Here is a 20,851-nt window from a genome sequence, read left to right on the forward strand (position 1 = left end):
GATACGAGGCAACATAGCCATAATATGCAGTTCACCTCGATGGCTTATCCAGGCGACAAATTTACGTCAGACGTGGTGCCTACAAAACTGCTGCATGCCAAGAATGACAGCAAGACATTGGGCGGGAATTCATCGGATGTGTAGCATTGATGGCGCAGAGTTGCGAGTCCCGTATGATTTTCGTCAAGGGGACATGGCCGATGCGCCAGTCCTCCTGCCATTGCCCGATGCAAATGGTCATATCCACACCATGATGCAATTCTGCCGGCGTATCTGTCCAGGCGCCCCCATCCTGGCTCCTCGATTGGACCGACTACACGCAGGGGGGGAGCCGAGACCGGATGCGACCACCGACGTCTGGGCGGATCACATCGCAGCGCTGATCGTCCGCGCCGTATCGGACCACGGCCTTGCCCTGGTTCCTATCGTCTCCGTCGGACATCGCGATAGTGCCGATCTTGGCATGTGTCTTACATTGCGGCACGGAGCCTTGTTGGCGGCAAGCATCATGCTTTCGCCTTCGACCCACCCAGCACCAGCCGGACACCACGTGTGCGACGGACTTCATGTCCTGCTGGCGCTGCCCGCCACAGAGCAGGAACACGGAAAGGTAGGGTGGCAGATTCGCAATGCCATGCTGAAAGCTGGAGCGGACGTCATTTGCGAGACCATTCCGCGACGTCGTATCCTCGGACCGTTTGAGACCGCCGTCGCCAGAGTCTTCATTGCCGCACTCTTTGGCGACAATCGCTCAAAACATGATCCTAATCGTCAATCCATGTCCTTATAGACGTCCTGCGAGGACGGTGACGCCGCGTTCACGGCCGCATGGCTATCTACCGCACTCGCTCCTCTTGCAGTTCCCCAACCGCCGAGATGACAGAGGTGGCCCCGGAAAATCGGACAGGATGATAGGCTATCCCGGACCTGGATAGGGACAGGGACTGATGGGCAAGGTTACGAGGAAACGGTATTCGGGCGAGTTCAAGTCGCGGGTGGCTCTTGAGGCGATCCGTGGCGAGCAGACGCTGGGGGAACTGGCGTCGAAGCACGGTGTGCATCAGACGATGATCGCCCAGTGGAAGCGCCAGGCGATCGAGGGCATGGCCGCGACCTTTTCGGGCAAGGCCGTTGCGGAGCCTGCGACGAGTGCAGCCGAGGTCGAAAAGCTTCATGCGAAGATCGGCCAGCTTTTGGTGGAACGGGATTTTTGCGGGATGCCTCTGTTCGCTTGGGCGTGACCAGAGGCGGGAAATGATCGACCCGCAGCTTCCTCGCCTGTCGGTCGTCCGGCAATGTGCCCTTCTGAGGCTCAATCGATCGGGCGTGTATTATCAGTCTGCGCCAGAAAGCGCGTTCAACCTGATGCTGATGCGGCTGATCGACGAGCAGTTCATGGAAACGCCGTATTATGGCACCCGGCAGATGGCGCGGCACGTTCGTCGTTTGGGCCATGAGGTGGGTCGCAAGCGGATCGGACGGCTGATGGCCCGGATGGGGCTGGTTGCGATCTACCAGAAACCGCGCACGACGGTGCCCCACCCGGAGCATCGCACGTATCCCTATCTCCTACGGGACCTGACGATCGACCGACCCAATCAGGTCTGGTGTTCGGATATCACCTACATTCCGATGCGCCGGGGTTTTCTGTATCTGACGGCGATCATGGACTGGACGACGCGCAAGGTTCTGGCCTGGCGCCTGTCCAATACCATGGATGCGGACTTCTGCGTTGAGGCCCTGAAGGAGGCGTTGGCCCGCTACGGAAAGCCGGAGATTTTCAACACGGATCAGGGCAGCCAATTCACCACGCCGCGCTTCACTGAAGTGCTGCAGGAGCGGCAGATCCGCATCAGCATGGACGGGCGCGGCCGCTGGATGGACAACGTCTTCATCGAACGGCTCTGGCGGTCATTGAAATATGAATGCGTGTATCTCCACGCTTTCGAGACCGGCTCGGAACTCCGGGCCGGCCTGGCGAAATGGATTGGTCATTATAATGCCCAGCGCCCACACTCGGCGCTCACTGGATGCACGCCCGATGAGGCGTATCATGGATCCGCTCCGACACCGTTGCCGGGGTTAACCCCGGCAACGGTGTCGGTCAGCAACAGCGAGAAATTGGCAGCATAGCAACAACGGGCAATAGCTTATTTTACCTCACAATCTGTCCGAACGAATGGGGCCACCTCTGACATCTGTGGCGGCAGCCTGGAGAACCGACTGCGTTTCCCGCTGTCAGGGTAAGCGAGCAACCACCCACACGAGACGCAGCCGAAACCGCGCACCGCTGGTTGACCCTGCCCCGAACGTGCCCTCAGTTTTGAGTTAGGGTCTGTGGGTTGTTAAAGTGCTCCCCGATCTTAGGCCAGGGCGAGCTGGAAATTCTCGGGGTTAGGGCTCGACCGGCAAGCACGCCGGCAAGCTATTGAGCAGCGATATCGGCGGTTTATTGCCGATGGCACTGTGTGGGCGGACCTCGTTGTAGTCCTGACGCCAAGCCTCCATTTTTGCCCGGGCGTCGTCAAGGCTCATGAACCAGTGCGTGTTCAGGCACTCAGCCCGGAATTTCCCGTTGAAGGACTCGATAAAGCTGTTGTCGGTCGGTTTGCCGGGGCGGGAGAAGTCGAGCACGACCCCCTTCTGATACGCCCAGAGATCCAGATCCCGGCTGACGAACTCCGTGCCCTGGTCGACCCGGATGCTTTTTGGGTAACCCATCTGCGCACAGATCCGCTCCAGCGTCTGGACGACATCCTCGCCACGATAGCTGAACCGTGGATCGGTCGCCGGCGAGAAGCGGGAGAAAGTGTCGATCGCCGTCAGGATCCTGATCTTGCGGCCCGTCGCTAGCTGGTCGTGCACGAAATCCATGGCCCAGGTGTCGTTATTATGGGCGGCCGGACGGCGATCCTCGCGCACCTTCGCCTTGACCCGGCGCCTGGGCACCTTGTTGCGTAACTGCAAGCCCAACTCCTTGTAAAGCCGATAGATCCGCTTCGGATTGACCGCCCAGCCATCGCGTTTCAACAGGACATGAACGCGCCGATAGCCATAGCGAACGCGCGTTTCACAGATCTCGCGGATCTTCTGTGTCAGTTCGGCCTGCGTGCCACGCTTCGACTTGTAGACATAGAGCGAGCGGTCGATCCGCAGCACCGCGCAGGCGCGTCGTGTCGAGACTTTCCAGTCGCCCTGCAGCATGTCCACGAGTTCGCGTTTGCGCGCAGGCCTTAAAGCTTTTTTGACAGCACGTCCTGCAGCATCGCCTTATCAAGCGACAGGTCCGCCACGATCCGCTTCAGCTTGGCGTTTTCCTCTTCAAGCACCCGCAGCCGCTTCATCTCGGACGGCATCAGACCCGCATATTTCTTCCGCCAATTGTAGAACGTCGCATCCGAAATACCCGCCTTGCGGCAGACCTCGGCGACCGACGCTCCCCCTTCGGCCTGCTTCAGAACAAACGCGATCTGCGCCTCGGTGAACTTCGATGCCTTCATGGAACTCTCCTCATCCCGAGCACGGGATCATAAGTGGAAAATTCCAACTCGAACTGGTCCAATTTTCGGGGAGCACGTCACTGAATACCTTTTCGCGTGTTTCCTATGTGTTTCCTGCGTGGGGATTTTGGGCAACAAAAAAGCCACCCTTATGGGTGGCTTTTCCTGTGTCTTTTCAGACGGTTAGTTTATGGTTGCGGGGGCACGGTCTGGCCGATACCAACATTCGTTGGAGATTGCGATCTGATACCTACTCCAGTTTAATTATCGACGAACGGATCGCTTGCCTGAATGTCAGCCATAATATTCTTTCCAAATATTTCGACCATTTGTTCTGACCGACCCGCCTAAAACCCCTTTCCCACCATACGACCGACAGGGGCAAGGTGAGAGCCTGCGATCAATCGCAGGGACCCATCGAATGCCGATTGATGCCGCAAGGCGCCATATCGTGCATCCCAAACACCGTCCTCTAGATCACACGTCAGGCGTGCAACGAACGCCGCTTCGGCATCCGGTGCGACGAAACTCCACGCCGAATTGGCCCGGCGCGCACCAGGATCGAGCAGCATCTCCGGCCGGCCATAATACGCTTCGCTAAATCCATCCGTGCAATCGAACGGGATCGGCACGGAGATGATCTGTGTATTCGGCCCTAGCCCGGCCGCGAGCATGTCTATATTCGGGTAACGTCGGGCTTCGACCGCGATCATGTCCGGTGCATACGCCGCCAGCCAGGACCGATGCAGCACGGCCGGGTCGCAGGTCAGGATCATCGCCGGTCCACACGTGACACGCCGCATTTCCGCGAGCCCGGCGCGCAGATCCCGCCATTGATGCACGGTGAAGGTCGCTATGCTGGCGTCGAACGTGCCATCGGCAAAGGGCAGCGCCTCGGCCACAGCGTCGATTGCGACTGGCAGGTCGGCCGGCCGCTGTGCGCGCATGGCGGCGGACGGTTCCACCGCCGTCACGGATCGATCCCGCGGCTCGTAAGAGCCGGCGCCCGCACCGATATTCAGGACGGTCCGCGCATCGCCCAATGCCCGTTCGATATAGGCCGCGATACGCGGGTCCGGCTGGCGATAGGCCGTATAGTGCGTCCCGATGACACCGTAATTCGCATCCCCCGCGCTGCCGTCTTCATGCCGACCCGACATCCTTTTCCCTCCCACACTATCTGATGCACAGGATGTGACTTACATTTGTGAGCAAGGATCGATTAGATGGAAAGTGTTCACAGGATCTGTCAACTTTTCTCACAGGACGATGCGCAAACTTCCTCCTCTCTCCGCCCTTCGGGTCTTCGAGGTCGCCGCCCGCACACGCAGCTATGTCGAAGCCGGCGCGGAACTCGGCCTGACGCACGGCGCGGTCAGCCGACAGGTCGCGGCGCTGGAAACGTGGCTCGGTCAGCGCCTGTTCGTGCGGGTCGGTCGGCGGATGGTGGCCACGCAGGCGGCCCGGGCGTTCGCTACCGAGATCAGCCGGTCGTTCGACCGTGTCATGACGGCCGCCGAGGCGTGCGGTCGTCCATCGGGCCGCCGGGTGTTGCGCGTCAGTGCGCCAACGACCTTCGCCATGCGTCGGTTGATCCCCCGCCTCGATCACTTCCACGCTGCATGGCCCGATATCGAGATCAGCGTCACGACCGTCACCACATTGCATGAAGAACTCCGAGCCGGCTTCGATGTCGCCATCCGGCGCGGCTCCGGTGCTTTGGGCGAGGAAGCGTGGCCGCAGCATCATGCCGTTCCGATCCTGGCCGAATATGACACGCTGATCGCAAGTCCTGCGTTCCTCGCGGAGCACGCCATCCGCGTGCCCCACGATATTCTGGACAAACCGCTGATTGCCACGGAAACGCGCCCACGCGACTGGGCGGACTGGCTGAGCGCCGCCGGTCTGCCACATCCGGTCGGCCGGCGGCGCGTGTTTGATCATTTCTTCATCTCGCTTCAGTCCGTCACGGACGGCCTTGGCCTGGGTATGGGCGCGTTTCCGCTGATCGCGCGTGAGGTGGCATTGGGGCGGCTGGCGACGCCATTTCCCGATATCAGGGTGCCGAGACGCGGCTATGTGGCGCTCGTACCTTTCGATGCTGACAAATCCCCCGCCCTAACGGGTTTCGTCGACTGGCTTGTCGCGGAGGGGGGCGCGCCATACGGTACGTGATGTCAGGCCAAACGGAGAACCACGGCGCCCGCGACAATGCATCCCGTTGCAATCACGCGGCGAGGACTAACGCGCTCGCCAAGGAACAGGATGGCGATCAGCGTCCCGAAAGCGATCGAGCATTCCCGTGCGGCCGACACGACGGCAATCGGCACGCGCGTTATGGCCCACAGCGCGATACCGTAGGACAGTGCGCTGCCCGCGCCGCCGAACACACCGCGCCAGAAACTTTGAGCCAGGCGCTTCGCGAAAAGACGGCCTCGGTTTGCAACATTCCAGCCTAGTAGCGCCACACCAGTCAGCAGGAAGACCCAGAGCGCATAGCCGGCGGGCGCATGGGACAGGCGGACGCCCGCCCCGTCGGTAGCAGAATAAAAGGCGATCGCCAGGGCGTTGGCCAAGGCGTAAGCTAGCCCCCTGCCACTCCAACCGTGATGGCGCGCAAGGACAAGGCTCCCAACGCCGAAACTGATGATGGCCATCCCCACCCATGCGAAGGGCGGTACCGGATCGTGCAGCCAGACGATCGCTACCAGAGCGGTCAAGAGGGGCGCTGCTCCCCGCATCAAGGGATAGACCTGCGTCATGTCCGCTTCGTGATAGGCACGCGCGGTCAGCATGTAGGAGACGATATGAATGACCATCGACACCACGAGGAACGGCCAGCTTGCCACCTGGGGCTGGACCAGGAACGGCAACACACAGGCCGCCACCAACGCCGCACCGCCTGAGACGGCGATCGTGGTAATGATGCGGTCGCCCGCACCACGGATCAGGGCGTTCCATGTCGCGTGCAGTGCCGCACCGCACATCAGCAGAAAGAACACGTAAGACGGCATCGAAGTTGATCTATCCTTTCGATGCATGGTCTTAGGGCACCGCGCGGCACTCACCCTCAACCCTACGAAAAAAGACGCGCATTGCCGCCTGAGCTGCGCTAGGCAAATATCATGCCATAAGGAGGGTGAGACTCCACCACATCATTTTCTTACCGCGCACCCCCTGCAAAGTGCCATTCAGATGCCAGCAGACGTCGCTTACCCCCTAACCCGCCGCCCCATTTATGTCCCCGTATCCGCGTCCCTCCGCCCTACGACATCTCTTACCCGCTCATTGAGAAACCGGTGTCCCTTCGCCAGCCGCCGGACCAGCACCTTGTTGAATTGGGCATACATATCTGCCGCCCGGTCCCTGGCGGCTTCGTTCTCGTTCGCCGGGATGGGAAGCTGGCGCATCATCCAGGCATGGGTATAGAGCGCGAACGCCTCGCCCAGCACGGCAACGGCCTCGTCCACATCGTCGATCCGCCGCCCGAGCCGGTCCAGACGCTTCGACAGTGCCGCATCCCGGCGTCCATCGTCCTCGCCGGACACGAGCGACAGCACCGCCGCCTCGATCACCGCCGATTTCGACACCTTCCGGCGCTCGGCCAGCGCCTCGACCTGCTTCAGCAGGCCCGGCTCGAAATACACGTTCATCCGCTGCCGTCTGGTCATCGCCGTGCTCCTCGTTTTTGGAGGTCCGATGACAGAGTGCGCTGAAATTTTCGCGGCGCAAGTCCCTGATTGGTCAGCATAGTACAGGGGCGTAGCCTGGCGTAGAATTGGCGGTTCCTGTCGGTTTTTGTCTGCATTCCGCAACGACTCGTGATGGTTTCCCGCTACAAGCCAAGTCCCCTGCCCCGACCCAGTTCCCAGGAGATGCCGCCATGCTCGTCCATGGAGATCGCCATCTCCTTCTGGCGCTGTCTGCCGATCTCCGGTCGCCAGGGCACCAGCGAGAATTCATGGCCGCTCTCCAGCACCGCGAAGCGCCCGCTGGCCAGATCGATCGGACCTTTCATCGTGCCCTGGATGGTCTCGAAGCGATCGAGGGGGCGCCACAGCTTCTCCCGCTTTTCGGCCATGGCCTGCCCGACCCGTTCCACCTCCCGCCCTTCCAGCGTCACCAGCAGGTTCTTCCGATAGCGCACCATGCCCTCCGGGGTCAGGCTGGCGTCCCCACGGTCGATCAGGGCCTTTTGCCGTCTGGCCAGGGCATCACCGACCTCGCCCCCGAACCCGGCCTCCACCCGATCGCCGTCGCGACCGGCCCCGGCCACCAGACGCCGGTCGAGCCAGGTCGCGCCATCGGAGCCGATCTGCGCCTCCAGATCGAAGGCGGACAGCAGCCGCACCGTCGCCTTCGGGGCACGCGCGGCATCATAGGCGAGAACCTTCTGCTGGAAATCTTCCGGAATGCGCCAGCGGTCGGCCTCCAGCCGCTCCACGATCCCCGCCCGGCGTAACGCCTCCAGACGGCGGACATAGCCTTTGATCAGGTCTTCCGGCGTGCCTTTGAGGCTCCAGCGGTCGAGCTGCATCTGCTCCAGATGGGCGGAAGGGCGATAGATCCCGTTCTCGGTATGCGCGAGGATCGCCCGATCGGACGGGCGCGGCTTGTCGGGGACCGGAGCGGCGGCGATCTCCACGATCGCGCCAGCGGGGATGTCCTCCATCTGGGCCGGATCGAAGCCGCGCAGGTGATGCACCCGCCCGTCGAGGCCATCGACCACCAGCGACAGGTTTTCCCCGAGTTCATCGGTCAGGTGCCGGTCCACCAACCTCCCCGCCACCGGCCGCTCCGGGGCCTCGCTATGGAAGCGGAAATGCCCAGGATCGCGTGTCGGCGCTGTTCCGTTGTCGCGCGCCTTCAGGGCACGGTGCATCTGCTTCGTGATGTCGTCGCGCTCGCCCAAATTCCCCAGACGCTCTTCCAGCCGCTCCTCGAGCGTCCACCGCCCCGGCGCTGTCTGGTTCGCCAGCCCCATGCGTTCCAGCTTCGCGAGGCGCGACAGGCGCAGCCGCCGATCAACCAGATCGGAGGCTGGCGTCTCGATACCGGGGCGCATGTCGAGGCTTCCATCCCGCGCCTGCGCCAGCAGGGCACGGTCGATGCGGGTGAAGCGGTCACGGTCGATCTCGCTCTCCAGCTTCTGCCGCTGCTCGATCTCGGACACGGGGCCGAGTTCCAGCGTCACGAACTCGGAGGCGCGTTCGCGGAGGCCGTGGGTGATGTAGCTGCCATCGATGACAAGGTCTTTGCCCTGGTCGTCGCGGCCATTGACCACGACATGGACATGGGGATGGGCGGTGTTGAAATGGTTCACCGCCACCCAGTCCAGCCGTGTGCCGAGATCGGCTTCCATCTGCGTCATCAGGTCGCGCGTGAAGTCCGTGAGGTCATCCATCCGTTCGGCGTCTTCCGGTGAGACGATGAACCTGAACTGATGCCGGTCGTCCGCGCCGCGTTCGAGGAAGGCTTTCGCATCGGTGTGGTCGGTTTCCGGGCCATACAGGACGCCACGCTCGCCGTCGCGGGACGTGCCATCGCGCTGGATGTAGCGCAGGTGGGCGGCGGCCCCGCCTCCCTTTCCGGCCTGACGCGCGACACGCGCCTTCACGGTCACACGCCGGGCACCAGACACCTGATGCCGCCAACCCACGATCCCGCGTGCCCTGACGAAGGACGCACCCCGCCCGCGACCGACGCCACGGTAGGACGCGGAACGCGACGCGCTCCTCGCGCAAGAGGACGCGCCAGAGCCGGAAGATGAGCGGCGGCCATTGCCGCCGCTCGACCCGCTGCCTCCCCTCTTAGCGGGGGACGGGGATTGCCTGCGGACCTGCGTACGAACCGCAGCCAGGAAGTCGGCGCGACCGCGCGCGGCCCCGCCCTTCGAGCGGATGCGTCCAACTCTGGGACGGAACGCGGTGTCGTCATCCTGCGCCATGGCCAGACCTCGCGAAAATCGAGCTTTTCCGGGGACAGTGCCGTCAGAAAGGGCGGGAAACCCTCACTCCTGAAAAATGAAGTCTCAGACGATAGAAATCCATAGCTCCACTTAAACTTTCCCTAACCCCATGTGCAGACAGAGAAAACCGCAGGTCAGGACCGGCAGGAGTGCCGGTCCCTTTAATCTTGCCCTCACGTTTTTTCCTCTTTCCGGCCTATAAACAGGATGTTTCCGTATTTCCTGCCCGTTCTGGAACTAGTGCTAGCCATTAGCAAAAACTACCACAGACTGCCTCCCGACACCACGCAAACGGGATGACGCAACGCTGCTTCGCACCCGGCGTTCGACATGCCCAAGAGCCGTCGGCCCCATGCACCGGACACGATCAAAATCGACATTCGCACACGACATCGGACCGTCAAACTGGCGACGTTCTCGGCGACGATGACCAATCGGTCAGCCTGCGTTCGTCGTGCGTCTGGGCTGCCTGTTTCTCGCATGCGGAGGCTGTTCAGACTGCGGGAAAGTTCGTGTCACTCAACGCCGGAATCGTTCGTCGGAACGTGTCCCGAACACGTCCGAGAGCGATCCAGGATACACGCAGCGGCGCGAAGCGCCGCGTTGTCCCGGCACAAAACGGACGCAATAGGAGGGTGGGAAGGCGGGCCGGAAAGAGAAGGAAAAGGCACGGGCAAACGTCGGTAGGTTAGACGCGGACGGCGCCCTCACTGCAACGCGCGACGACGCAGCCATGCCCGATGCCGCGCTTTGGTGTAGGCAACGGGCTGTTGCCGCGCCTCCATGCGGTGATGCACGTGCCGCCAGTAATCAGGACTGACCTCGGTCGGGTCGATGTCCAACGCCTCCACCGCGTCGATCGCTTCCAGCACACGCTGGACGCGCGACCATGAACTCTGGAGCAGCAACACCTCGCCACCCGGCTGCACGCAGGGGACGGTCTGGTAGTCTTCGCTGGAGCCGACCGTGCGCACGATGTCGATGTGTGATTCAACCGTCCCGTAATCGTTGGCGGCCCAGCGGACGAAGGCGAATACGCTGCCGGAGCCAAAGCTGAGCAGGCGTCGCTGACGGTCGAGGATCGTGTCCGTGACCGGGCGGCCGAAGCGCAGCCAGCGTTCCAACCGCTTCTCGATCCAGGTCAGTTCGATCGTCGTGATCAGGCCGGACGGATCGTCGGTCATTACGTCTGTTTCCTCTTCACGACTGCTCTCCGCCAGCACGGCCGTTGCCGGTAGGATGACGGCATCAGACTTCACTTTCACGCGCCAGCCTGCTGGCGCGTTCCGCTCGCGGCGCGGAGTGCTGCATCGTCTCGCTGTGAACGGAAACAGCAATAATGGTCGTCGCAATGGCGTCATAACAGACAGGAAGCCTACTCGATCCGACGAAAGCTTTCCCGCGCCCTCGGCTATCGCGTAGAGTGCGTTTCGGCGAAAAGCAATGACGGATCACGATAACGATGCCACAGCGGAAAGACGATGCGTCAACGGACCTGGCCGGGCGTCAGGGCGACATCGACGAAGTGCTGGCCTCAGCAACGCGCTGCCTCGCGCCTGGAAAGATCGACGCGCTGATCCGGCACTGGCTTCGCGACGAGCTACCGGCTGACGACCTGTCGGCGGACGTCATGTTGACACGTATGGCACTCGGGCTCGCCATCGGCACGACACTGGCCGTCTTCACGCCCTCTCCCAGTGGCCAGACGGCGTTTGATCGTCTGGCCCGTCAACGCCGTGTCGCTCCCCCGCTTGTGCCAGTGCTGGACTGCTTGCGACGGACCCGGTTTCGTGTGGTCGTCGCCGAGTCCCTGCGGGGTGACGGTCTCGCCGACGTCCGGGACGTGGCGTCAGGCGATCGCCTGCGCGTCGCGGATGATGGCTTCCGGTCGGAGGTAATGGGTGTCCGGCTTGCGGTCTGGGTCGTTCCGGGCGATGACGACCGGCATGTGTTCGTCGGTCCCGTCGTGCCGCTGGACGACCCTGCCTTTGCCGTCGTCGAAGCCTTCCTGCGGACCGGACATCGCGGACTTGTCAATCCGCTGCGCTGTGCCGACGCTGTGTATCAGCATGTTGTGCATCACGGTCCGATGCGCCTCCCCGCATGGGACGACAACGATCTCGATCCATTCGATGACGATGATCCGCTCGCGCTGCTGGCGCGCAAATGGGCGCGGACGCCGGCCCCCCGTTCATCCGACGATATCCAGTTGGTGCGGGCGCAGAGCGACATCGAGACCGTTGTCTGTGTGCTGATCGCCATCGGCAGCGCCCGTGCGACGCGACAGGACGCGCTGGCGGCCGCTTGGACGGAAATCGGGCAGGTGCAGAGCGAGACGATCGACCGTCGCGCCGCGATTTCGCCGTCGGCGGCCGGACTGGACGACCTCGAGCATCTGATCGGGCGGCTGATCGCGACGAAAGAGGTTCCCTCCTCCGTCAGGGAGATCCTTCGCGAGATCCGGCAAGCGGTCGCAGGGAGACGAAAAAAGACCGCATCCGATCGCCGGGACGATCTTGACGACGTGATCGCCCGCATCCAGGCGCTTCGCGTCCGAACCGTGGAACGGGGCTGCACCGAACAGGAGGTTCTGGCCGCCGCCGAGAAGGCGGCGGAGTTGCTGGATCGCCACGGTCTCAGCCTGAGCGATCTGGATATCCGCAATCAGACATGCGAGGCGATCATCGTCGAGACATCCCGCAAACGGGCGGGGGCACTGGACGATTGTGTGCCGACCATCGCCGCTATCTTCGATACGCGTGTCTGGGGGGAGACCGGTGAACAGGGCCTGTTACGTCATGTCTTCTTCGGCCTTCCCGCCGATGTGCAGGCCGCCCGCTATCTCTATGAACTCGTGGAACGGACCTTCGAGACAGAGGGCGCGGGATTCAGGACAAGCACCGCCTATCTGGACACGGCCGCCAAGCTGCGCCGGACGGCCACGAACTCCTTTCAACATGGTCTGGCGCACGGGATCATCGACAAGCTCAGAACGCTTCGGGAGACGCGTGAAAGCGTATTGCGGGCGTCCTCCGGCCGCGATCTGGTGACGGTCAAGGCCGACGTCGTGGACGAGGAAATGGCCGCGCTCGGCCTTCGCCTTTATACCCGGACGCGCTCGGGTCGCCGCCGCATGCTGCGCGACGTTTATGACCAAGGGCGCCAGACCGGGCTGGATTTCGACTACCGGCCCGGCATCGGACAACAGGGCTAGATCAGCGGTAGGTCTGTTCGCTGCCCGGGCCCTTTGCATATCGTCGGCGTTGCCGTGGCTCAGGTGTTGGTGATCTCACCGGTGTCAGGATCGATGATCCCGGCGGCCTGGTTTTGCTCCACCCCGGCGGCGCAGCGGCGGCGGGCGGATTGCCTGAGCCGGTAGCTGTCGCCATTCATGGTCAAGATGCTGACGTGATGCGTGAGCCGGTCAAGCAGCGCACCGGTCAGGCGTTCGGATCCCAGAAGCTGGGTCCAGTCCTCGAACGGCAAGTTGGAGGTCATGACCGTCGAGCCGGAGCAACAGTCCTGCAGGCTCTCGACGACAGCCCGATGGTGACGCTCCATACCCTCGCGCACATGACCCGTTGCCCAAATAGCTGCTGGAGGAGCGGGCTCGTCAGCACCAACACCACCGCCGCCGACGGCAACGCGTCGCTGATGACGCTGGACGCCTCCTGACGCCAGCCACGCCCCCCGCCCGCCCCGGGGATCTGAGGCGGGGATGCGCGGTCAGAACTCCGCACGCACGGTTCCAAAAAACTGGCGCGGAGCGCCGATCAGCATTGACTGGTAATCGCCGCTGATAGGATTGCCCTGCTCACCCACAGTCGCGATGTAGCTCTTGTTCAGCAGGTTGTAGACATTGAATTCCAACGTGACGTGCTGAAGGATGCCATAGCCGCCGAACCGGTAGCGCGCACCGAGATTCATGATGAAATTCGACGGTACCCACGTATCGTTCATGTAGCTGAGGTAACGGCGCGACATATAGGTCGCGTCCAGATTGGCGCTGACATGACCGTAGCGATAGACGAGCGACGATTTCCACATGAAGGACGGATAGTTCGGAACCTGCTTGCCCTTGATCCGTTCGAGCCCGTTCGAATCCGTGAAGTTATTGTCGAAAGTCGAGCGATTCCAGCTGACGCTGTTGTACCACGACAACCCTTGCAGAAACCGATGATTGACGAACGGATGCAGTGTCAGGCTGGCCTCGGCACCGTCGGTGGTAACGCCGCCCACATTGTTGAGCGCGCCAACCAACTGGATGATCGGCCCAGAACTGACAACCTGCTGCCGGTTCTGGAAATTGACGCGGTAGCCGGTCAACAAGGCCGACAGATACCGGTCGTCATGACGATAGCCGACTTCATAAACATTGGATTCTTCCGGCTTCAGCTTCATCGATTGCTGGAAAACCGTTTGATCACCGACCGACCAGGCAGATGCCGAAGCCCCCCCGCTCAGCCCGAACTGACTGAACGAACGCATGTTGCGGGCGAAATCGAAGAACAGTTCGTCATTATGGGTAAAGCGCCAGTTCGCGCTCACCTGGGGCAGGAACGGACTGTATGCCGTCTTGGTCCCCGAAGGCAGCGTGTCGTATCCGGTATAGGACGGATCGTTGGCGGTGATCCCGTCATGGGTGGTGACGAGCATCGACTTGAATCCCGCATTCACATGCAGGTTCGACGTAACATCGTACGTATCCTGGAAATAAGTCTGGAACGTATTGGTGTTAAACACATACCCATAGGCATGATCGAAGGAATCACGGGGGTTGAGCCATGTGGTCGGGTCGGGCGGCAGTCCCTGTCCCAGCAGCGGCTCCTGGTACAGACGCAGATCGTTTCTGAACTGGTTGTTCTCGTACCAGATGCCCGCACTCAGGTGATTATGGGCGATATGGTATTTTGCCGACGTCAGGAAACCGAAGCGCTGCACGTCCAGAGAATACCCCTGAAGCTGAAGCGGCGCACCGTTCGGTGACGAACCATAGGGCGACGTAAACGTACTCAGCCCCGGATCGTAATCGCCATAGACCGAGGCCTGGACGCTCAACCGACTGGTGATATCCGACTTGAAGGTCAGGTAGCCAAAATAATCCCGTCGCATTCCCGATGATTCGTAATAGCTGACGTCCAGCGGGTCATTGGTCAGGTTTTCGCCATGGGTAAATGTGCCCTTCGCCGCGAGGTAGGCCGCCTTGTAATTCGGATAGTAATTATCCACCCGCGTTCCCAGCGTATGGATATAGTTCAGCGACAGGTCCTGGTTATCCACTTCCTGGCGATTGGCCCAGTCGAAATAAGCTGTCAGCGAACTGCGAGTGCCGATCGGCTGGACGAGCTTGAAATTGACCTGCTGATATTTGTTCGCCCCATAACCTTTCCATTTGTCGATCGTGGAATCGGCGAACGAGGCGGAAAATTTTGTGCCGGTCGCGTTGAGAACACCGCTGTCCACACGGGCGAAGGTTCGAAACGCCGCATTGCTGCCGAATGTCTGCTCGACGAGCCCGCCCGCCTTGTCCGCCGGATCGAGTGTATGAAAGCTGATCGCAGCACCCAGATCGCTGGTCGACGCCACGTCGACGGCACCGGCCCCCTGCGAGATCGAGGCGTCATGCAGGTTTTCGGTCAGGACGGCCCGCGTCGAACTCAACCCATTATAGGTGTTATAGCCTTGTTCGCCGAGCGGTATGCCGTCGAGCGTGAAACCCAGCTGGTTTTCACTGAACCCGCGGGAATAGATCCGGGCCGACCATTCATAGGCCCCCATCGGGTCGGCTGAGGTAAAGACGACGCCCGGCAAGTGGCCAAGGACCTTCAACGGACTGGTGCCCGGCACATAATTGGCGATCATCGTGCGCGTCGCCGCCTGAAGCTGACGGGTGGAGCCGCGCCCGTTGGCGACGACGTTGAGCGTCTCGGGCACCATCGCAGCCGCCGCAGCACGACCCGCCGGGGCCGAAGAGGCTGTCGCACCAGAGGCTGCCGACGGCCGCACGGCTTTCTGCGCGGAGGCCGGCTGGGCCGCAGGGGGGGAAAGCTGTGTCTGGGCCTGGGCAGACGCCATCAAGGCCATTCCCGATGCCGAAAGCATGAGAAGCCGGGCTAGACGTGAGGCCTGCAAATGGAATGAGGACATGGGGCACCAACCTTCAACGGACAATGCTATCTTATGTATATTGTCATACCTATAATACTTTAACGTCCAACACCCTTGCGTCAACGTACCAATCCGATTCCGGAATATAAATTTTGGTCCTGGATCGAAAAAAAGAAATTACGCTTCGTTTCCGGCTCCATATCGTTCCTCAAGGGCATCCGTCGTCAGCAGGGAGCGCTCCAGCGCCTGCATCGCGGGGAACCCCATCAGCGACCAGATATCGTCTATCCCGACCAGCAGATCCGGCCGCTCGACCGTCTCTCCCGTGTCGACGGACTGCTTCATGGCGGCCAGTGCCGAGCGCATGCCCATGATCGCGGCCGCAGGCAACATACGCGGCAGGCTGATCCGGCGTACCCCCAGTTCCTTCAGGCGTCGCGGCGAAATCAGCGGCGTCGTGGGCCGCGCACGAATGCCGAAACCCATATTGATCGACACCGGCACCCCGGCCGTCTCGACGATGCGCGCGATCACGTCCTCCGATCCCACGGCATCGGGAAAGATCATGTCCGCTCCGGCCGCGACATAAGCCCGCACACGTTCGAGCGTGGCATCCAGCCCCTCGACGGCCAGAGCATCGGTGCGGGCGATGACGACAAAATCGTCATCGCGCCGGGCCATGCAGGCAGCCTCGATCTTCTTGACCATCTCCGCCTTGCCGACCAACGCCTTGCCGGGCATGTGGCCGCACCGCTTGGGGCTGGCCTGATCCTCGATATTCATCCCCGCCAGGCCGGCATCCTCGAACATACGTGTCGTGTACCAGGCATTCATCGGATTGCCGTAGCCGTTATCGGCATCAGCCGTCACCGGGATTGACACCGCCCGCGCAATGGCGCGGCATTGCGCCACATTTTCTGCCAGCCCCATCAGGCCCACATCCTCGATGCCCAGCACGGCGTTCGCAATCGCGGCCCCACTGGTCGCGGCGCAGCAAAACCCCGCCGCCTCGGTCAACCGCACGCTGTAGCCATCATAGACTCCGGGCGCGACGAGAAACGTACCGGAAGAGATCAGCTCCCGCAGGCGCGCGGCGGCGGAGGGAAGAGCCGTGGAACGGGTCATCGGAGTCCTTCTTGTCGAATGTTCGGACTCGAAATAAGTCACCCCCCAACAAACTGTCAACACTTATGCCGGACAGAACGCTTGATCTTGAGCCGTATCTTAAAATAGTGTCGACACATGCAGCGATCATATTGGACAGACACCTCGCCCCGCCAGATCGATCTGGCAGTGGTCACCGCCCGAATGGGCACCAGCCTCGGCACGCTTCCATTCTGTGTGCGAATCCTGCTGGAAAATGTCGCGCGCCAGGCCCTGCAGGCCAATGGCGACCATCTGTCGGATCCGACCCTGGCCGATCTCGCTGCGGTCATCCGCCGCACCCCCGCCGATCGCGGCCATGGGGTGGCGCTCGCCGTCTCCCGCGTGATCCTGCCCGATTCCAGTGGCGTTCCCGTCCTGCAGAATCTCGCCGGCATGCGCGACGTCGTCGCGGCCCGCAGCGGAGATGCCCGGGCAGTATCGCCCTGCGTCCCGCTCGATCTGATCGTCGATCATTCCCTGCAGGTCGATGTCTCCGGCACCCCCGATGCCCTGATCCGGAACCTCGCCTGCGAATACGAGCGCAATACCGAACGATACGCCTTTCTCAAATGGGCCCAGCAGGCCATGCCGGGGCTGACGCTGCATCCGCCGGGCAGCGGCATCATCCATCAGATCAATCTGGAACGCCTGGCCCGCGTCATGGTCGAAACCCCGGTGCCAGACGGCATGATCGTCCATCCCGAATTCGTCCTGGGCGGCGATTCCCATACCCCGATGGTCAACGCACTGGGCGTTCTGGGCTGGGGCGTCGGCGGACTGGATATCGAGGCCGCCCTGCTCGGCCAGCCCTATGTCGTGCCGGTGCCCGAAATCGTGGGCGCGTTGCTCGACGGCATCCCGCCCCCCGGCGTGATGACGACCGACCTCGCATTCCTAGTGACTGAGACGCTGCGCCGAGCCAACGTCACCGGTGCCTTCGTCGAGTTCTTCGGCCCCGCCATACGCCACCTGCGGCTGGAAGAACGCGCCACCCTCGCCAACATGGCACCCGAATACGGCGCAACCTGCGGCTTCTTCGCCGTCGACGAGGAAACCTGCCGCTACATGGCTGCAACACGCGGCGCAGCAGCGGATCTGGAAACATGGACCCGGCGCGGCGGCCTCTTCCGACCTCTGGCGCTCCCCTCTCCCGATCCCATCTATGATCGGGTCATCCGGATCGACCTGTCGACACTGGGCCTGTCCGTCGCAGGTCCACGCCGCCCGGAACAGCGCCTGCCCCTCGCGGAGGCCGCACGCTCCTTCCGCACGCTGCAGAACGAGGAAGACGGCACCCTTCGCCAGGTGGACGGCATCGCCGACGGCGCAGTCGCCATCGCGGCCATCGCCTCCTGCACCAATACCGCCAATCCCTCTGTCATGCTGGCGGCCGGTCTGGTCGCCGCCAAAGCCGTCGCACGCGGCATGCGCGTGCCCCCGTGGGTCAAGACATCCATGACCCCCGGTTCGCCGTCGGTGAAAACATTGCTGGAACGCACCGGCCTGCTCGCTTCGTTGGAGGCACTGGGCTTCGCGATTGCCGGCTACGGCTGCACCACCTGCGGTGGCAAATCGGGGCCATTGCTGCCGGTGATGGAACAGGCGATCGAACGGCATGGCGTGCGGGCCGTCGCCGTGCTGTCGGGCAACCGGAACTTCGAGGGCCGCATCCACCGCCTGCTGCCGGCAAACTACCTGGCCTCGCCTCCCCTGGTGGTCCTCTTCGCCCTGGCGGGACGCGTGGATCTCGATCTGCAATCGGACCCTGTCGGCCACGATTCCACCGGCGCGGCCGTCCATCTGCGCGACCTCTGGCCCACGTCAGAAGAATTGTCCGCGGCCCTCGGCGACAATGCGGGCCGAGGCGGCCCAGGTGAAGCGCCCGAGGAAAGCCGACACCTCTGGCGCACTCTCGCGGCACCCGGTGGCGATACCTATCCCTGGCAGCCAGACTCCGCCTATCTCTGCCGCCCCCGCCTCGGCGCCCAGAATGGCGCAGACTGGTCGCTGGACGATATCGACGGCGCAAGAGTGCTGGCGGCATTCGGCGATTCCCTGACAACCGATCACATCTCGCCCAGTGGCGAAATTCCGCCAGACAGTCCGGCCGGACTCTACCTCTCCGGCCTGGGCATCGCACGTCCGGCGTTCAACACCTACGTCGCCCGCCGCGGCAACCCGGAGGTGATGACACGCGCGACCTTCGCCAATATTCGTATCCGCAATGCGCTGGCCGGCGACGGCAGGGGGTGGGAAACACCCGGCCCCGACGGCACGCGCCAGACCATCCATGACGCTGCCATGGCATGGCGCGCCCGCGACGTGCCCCTGATCGTGCTGGGCGGCCATCGCTACGGCACCGGCAGCAGCCGCGACTGGGCGGCCCGCGGCACGGCCATGCTGGGCGTACGAATCGTGATCGCCCGCGATTTCGAGCGGATTCACCGCGCCAATCTGGTCGGGATGGGCGTCCTTCCCCTGCTGTTCGCGGACGGCGAAAGCTGGCCGGAACTCGGGCTGACCGGCCTCGAGACCTTCTCCTTTCACGGGTTGCGGGCCGGCATCGCCGATGGCGCCCCAATCACCGTCGAAGCCGCAGGAGACACCGGCATCCGCCGTTTCGTCACCCATGCGGCATTGCTGACGAACAGCGAACGCGCCCTCCTGCGGCAGGGCGGCATACACGAGGCCCTGCTGGCGGCGGTTGCCCCGGACCTGCGGCCGCAACACGGAGCAGATGACAATGAAGGCTGACCTCTTGCTCAAGGACGGGCAGATCGTCTGGCCCGGCCTCGGAACGGGCCGGGGCTCCGTCGCCGTCCGCGACGGAAAGATCGCCGCCATCCTCGCCCCGGGCGAAGACATTCCCGCCCATCGTGTGATTCCCTGTCACGGTACCTGGATCATGCCGGGGCTGATCGACCCGCACACCCATTTCGGTTTTGGAGCGGGCGACGACGATTTCCGCACGGAATCCCGCTCGGCGGCGCTGGGTGGCGTCACGTCCTATCTCAGTTTCCACCGCTCCGCCGACCTCGCGGATTCCACCCCCCGCTGGATCGCCGCCGGCGAACGGCTTTCCTGTCTCGATTTCGGCTGCCATTTCGGCCTGACCAGCCTGCGCCACGTCGCCCAGTTGCCCGAGGTCATGGAGCGTTTCGGCGTCAATTCAGCGAAACTCTACCTGATGTACAAAGGCGCTTCCGGTGCCGCGAAGGGCTTCACCGAAATCGACGACGGGCTACTGTTCGCGGCAATGCGCCAACTGGCATCCCTGTCCGGCTCGGTGCTGGGTGTGCATTGCGAGAATGTCGAAGTCATTCCCGGCCTGCGTACTCCGCTGCGCGAAGCCGGCCGCGACGATCTGGCGGCCTGGGACGAACAGAGCCCCGATTTCCTCGAAGCCGAGAACGTGTTCCGCGTCGGCTATTTCAGCGAAAAGACACGCTGCCGGGTCAACATCGTACACCTGTCGGCCGGCGAGGGGCTCGATATCGTCCAGATGCTGCGCGCTCGCAGCCATCCCGCCCCGATAGAGGTCGAGACCTGCGCCCACTACCTGTCCCTGTCGACCGACAGCACCGCCGGCCTGCTGGGCAAGGTCAATCCCCCGCTGCGCGGCCGGCGCGATGTCGACGCCTTGTGGAACGGCATTGCAAAAGGGCAGATTCTCACCGTCGGTTCCGATCACGTCCCACGCAAGCGCGCGACCAAGGGCCCCGACATATGGCAGGCATCGGCGGGGTTTCCCGGCATCGCGACCCTGCTGCCGGTGCTGATCACCGAAGGATGGCACCAGCGCGGCATCCCGCCCGAACGCCTGGCGGCCGTCACATCGGCAAACGTCGCGGCTCTGTATCGCATTCCCGGCAAAGGCTCCATGCGGGTCGGCGACGACGCCGACCTGGTGGTCGTCGATCCCGATTGCGAAAGGGTGGTGCAGGCGGCGACGCTGGAATCGCACTCCGACTATTCGCCGTACGAGGGGATGACATTGCGTGGCTGGCCGTCCCTGACAGTTGCCGGAGGCCGCGTCATGATGGAAAACGGCACCCTGACGGACGAAGCGGAGACACGTCGCGGCCGCTATCTCCACCGTACGTCCGGCGCGGGGTGACAACAGGATCAA

The 20,851-nt window shown here is 62.8% G+C and carries 15 protein-coding genes; 6 read left to right on the forward strand and 9 right to left on the reverse strand.

From position 1 onward, the window contains the following. The first annotated feature begins 493 nt into the window (after positions 1 to 493). Positions 494 to 790: a hypothetical protein gene (locus tag AAC691_RS08195; protein WP_342629662.1), complete on the forward strand. Its 297-nt coding sequence runs from the start codon at positions 494 to 496 to the stop codon at positions 788 to 790. 157 nt (positions 791 to 947) lie between these two features. Further along, a protein-coding gene (locus AAC691_RS08200) for an IS3 family transposase (protein ID WP_342629177.1) occupies positions 948 to 2,133 on the forward strand; the annotation gives its coding sequence in 2 pieces (ribosomal slippage) (positions 948 to 1,210 and positions 1,209 to 2,133; 1,188 coding nt in all). A 261-nt stretch (positions 2,134 to 2,394) separates the two neighbouring features. Here the strand turns inward: AAC691_RS08200 and AAC691_RS08205 are convergent. Together AAC691_RS08205 and AAC691_RS08210 are read right to left on the reverse strand one after the other, a co-directional pair. Beyond that, positions 2,395 to 3,500, reverse strand: a protein-coding gene (locus AAC691_RS08205; RefSeq protein WP_342629663.1) for an IS3 family transposase whose coding sequence is annotated in 2 segments (ribosomal slippage) — positions 2,395 to 3,248 and positions 3,248 to 3,500 — 1,107 coding nt in all. Because the reading frame shifts where the segments join, the coding sequence is not laid out codon by codon here. A gap of 347 nt (positions 3,501 to 3,847) precedes the next feature. Then, positions 3,848 to 4,660, reverse strand: coding sequence for a class I SAM-dependent methyltransferase (locus tag AAC691_RS08210; RefSeq protein WP_342629664.1), 813 nt, complete (start codon positions 4,658 to 4,660; stop codon positions 3,848 to 3,850). A gap of 34 nt (positions 4,661 to 4,694) precedes the next feature. Here AAC691_RS08210 and AAC691_RS08215 point away from each other — a divergent pair, with 34 nt between their 5' ends. Beyond that, positions 4,695 to 5,675 (forward strand): LysR substrate-binding domain-containing protein, encoded by a 981-nt coding sequence (locus tag AAC691_RS08215; RefSeq protein WP_342629665.1) that lies wholly within the window; start codon positions 4,695 to 4,697, stop codon positions 5,673 to 5,675. A 2-nt stretch (positions 5,676 to 5,677) separates the two neighbouring features. Here AAC691_RS08215 and AAC691_RS08220 read toward each other — a convergent pair whose 3' ends face one another. From AAC691_RS08220 to AAC691_RS08235, 4 genes are all read right to left on the reverse strand, one after another. After that, positions 5,678 to 6,514 carry an SMR family transporter gene (locus AAC691_RS08220; protein ID WP_342629666.1) on the reverse strand — a complete coding sequence of 279 codons (837 nt, stop codon included), beginning with the start codon at positions 6,512 to 6,514 and terminating at the stop codon, positions 5,678 to 5,680. A 222-nt stretch (positions 6,515 to 6,736) separates the two neighbouring features. Next, positions 6,737 to 7,171, reverse strand: a complete 435-nt coding sequence (locus AAC691_RS08225; RefSeq protein ID WP_342629667.1) for a CopG family transcriptional regulator — start codon at positions 7,169 to 7,171, stop codon at positions 6,737 to 6,739. A gap of 164 nt (positions 7,172 to 7,335) precedes the next feature. Next, a complete protein-coding gene (locus AAC691_RS08230) occupies positions 7,336 to 9,447 on the reverse strand; it encodes a relaxase/mobilization nuclease domain-containing protein (protein ID WP_408906070.1) in 2,112 nt (703 codons plus the stop codon). A 728-nt stretch (positions 9,448 to 10,175) separates the two neighbouring features. Continuing rightward, complete coding sequence (locus tag AAC691_RS08235; RefSeq protein WP_342629669.1) at positions 10,176 to 10,652, reverse strand: DUF2840 domain-containing protein; 477 nt, start codon at positions 10,650 to 10,652, stop codon at positions 10,176 to 10,178. A 278-nt stretch (positions 10,653 to 10,930) separates the two neighbouring features. Here AAC691_RS08235 and AAC691_RS08240 point away from each other — a divergent pair, with 278 nt between their 5' ends. Further along, the gene (locus AAC691_RS08240; protein WP_342629670.1) at positions 10,931 to 12,682 is read left to right on the forward strand and encodes a DUF2786 domain-containing protein; all 1,752 of its coding nucleotides are present in this window, start codon (positions 10,931 to 10,933) and stop codon (positions 12,680 to 12,682) included. 59 nt (positions 12,683 to 12,741) lie between these two features. On the opposite strand, the gene AAC691_RS08245 is transcribed toward AAC691_RS08240, so the two are convergent. The 3 genes from AAC691_RS08245 to AAC691_RS08255 all read right to left on the reverse strand — a co-directional run bounded on the left by AAC691_RS08245 (position 12,742) and on the right by AAC691_RS08255 (position 16,701). After that, positions 12,742 to 13,029: an ATP-binding protein gene (locus tag AAC691_RS08245; RefSeq protein ID WP_342629671.1), complete on the reverse strand. Its 288-nt coding sequence runs from the start codon at positions 13,027 to 13,029 to the stop codon at positions 12,742 to 12,744. 165 nt (positions 13,030 to 13,194) lie between these two features. Continuing rightward, positions 13,195 to 15,543, reverse strand: a complete 2,349-nt coding sequence (locus tag AAC691_RS08250) for a TonB-dependent receptor domain-containing protein (protein ID WP_342629672.1) — start codon at positions 15,541 to 15,543, stop codon at positions 13,195 to 13,197. A 210-nt stretch (positions 15,544 to 15,753) separates the two neighbouring features. Further along, a complete protein-coding gene (locus AAC691_RS08255) occupies positions 15,754 to 16,701 on the reverse strand; it encodes an oxaloacetate decarboxylase (RefSeq protein ID WP_408906071.1) in 948 nt (315 codons plus the stop codon). Between the two features lie 117 nt (positions 16,702 to 16,818). On the opposite strand from AAC691_RS08255, the gene AAC691_RS08260 reads away from it, so the two are divergent. Next, positions 16,819 to 19,476, forward strand: a complete 2,658-nt coding sequence (locus AAC691_RS08260; protein ID WP_342629673.1) for an aconitate hydratase AcnA — start codon at positions 16,819 to 16,821, stop codon at positions 19,474 to 19,476. After that, a complete protein-coding gene (locus AAC691_RS08265; RefSeq protein WP_342629674.1) occupies positions 19,466 to 20,839 on the forward strand; it encodes an amidohydrolase family protein in 1,374 nt (457 codons plus the stop codon). Before AAC691_RS08260 ends, AAC691_RS08265 begins: the two co-directional genes overlap by 11 nt. Positions 20,840 to 20,851: the final 12 nt, after the last annotated feature.

It is taken from the genome of Nguyenibacter vanlangensis (genome assembly GCF_038719015.1).
In the GTDB taxonomy this organism is placed as follows: Bacteria; Pseudomonadota; Alphaproteobacteria; order Acetobacterales; family Acetobacteraceae; genus Gluconacetobacter; species Gluconacetobacter vanlangensis.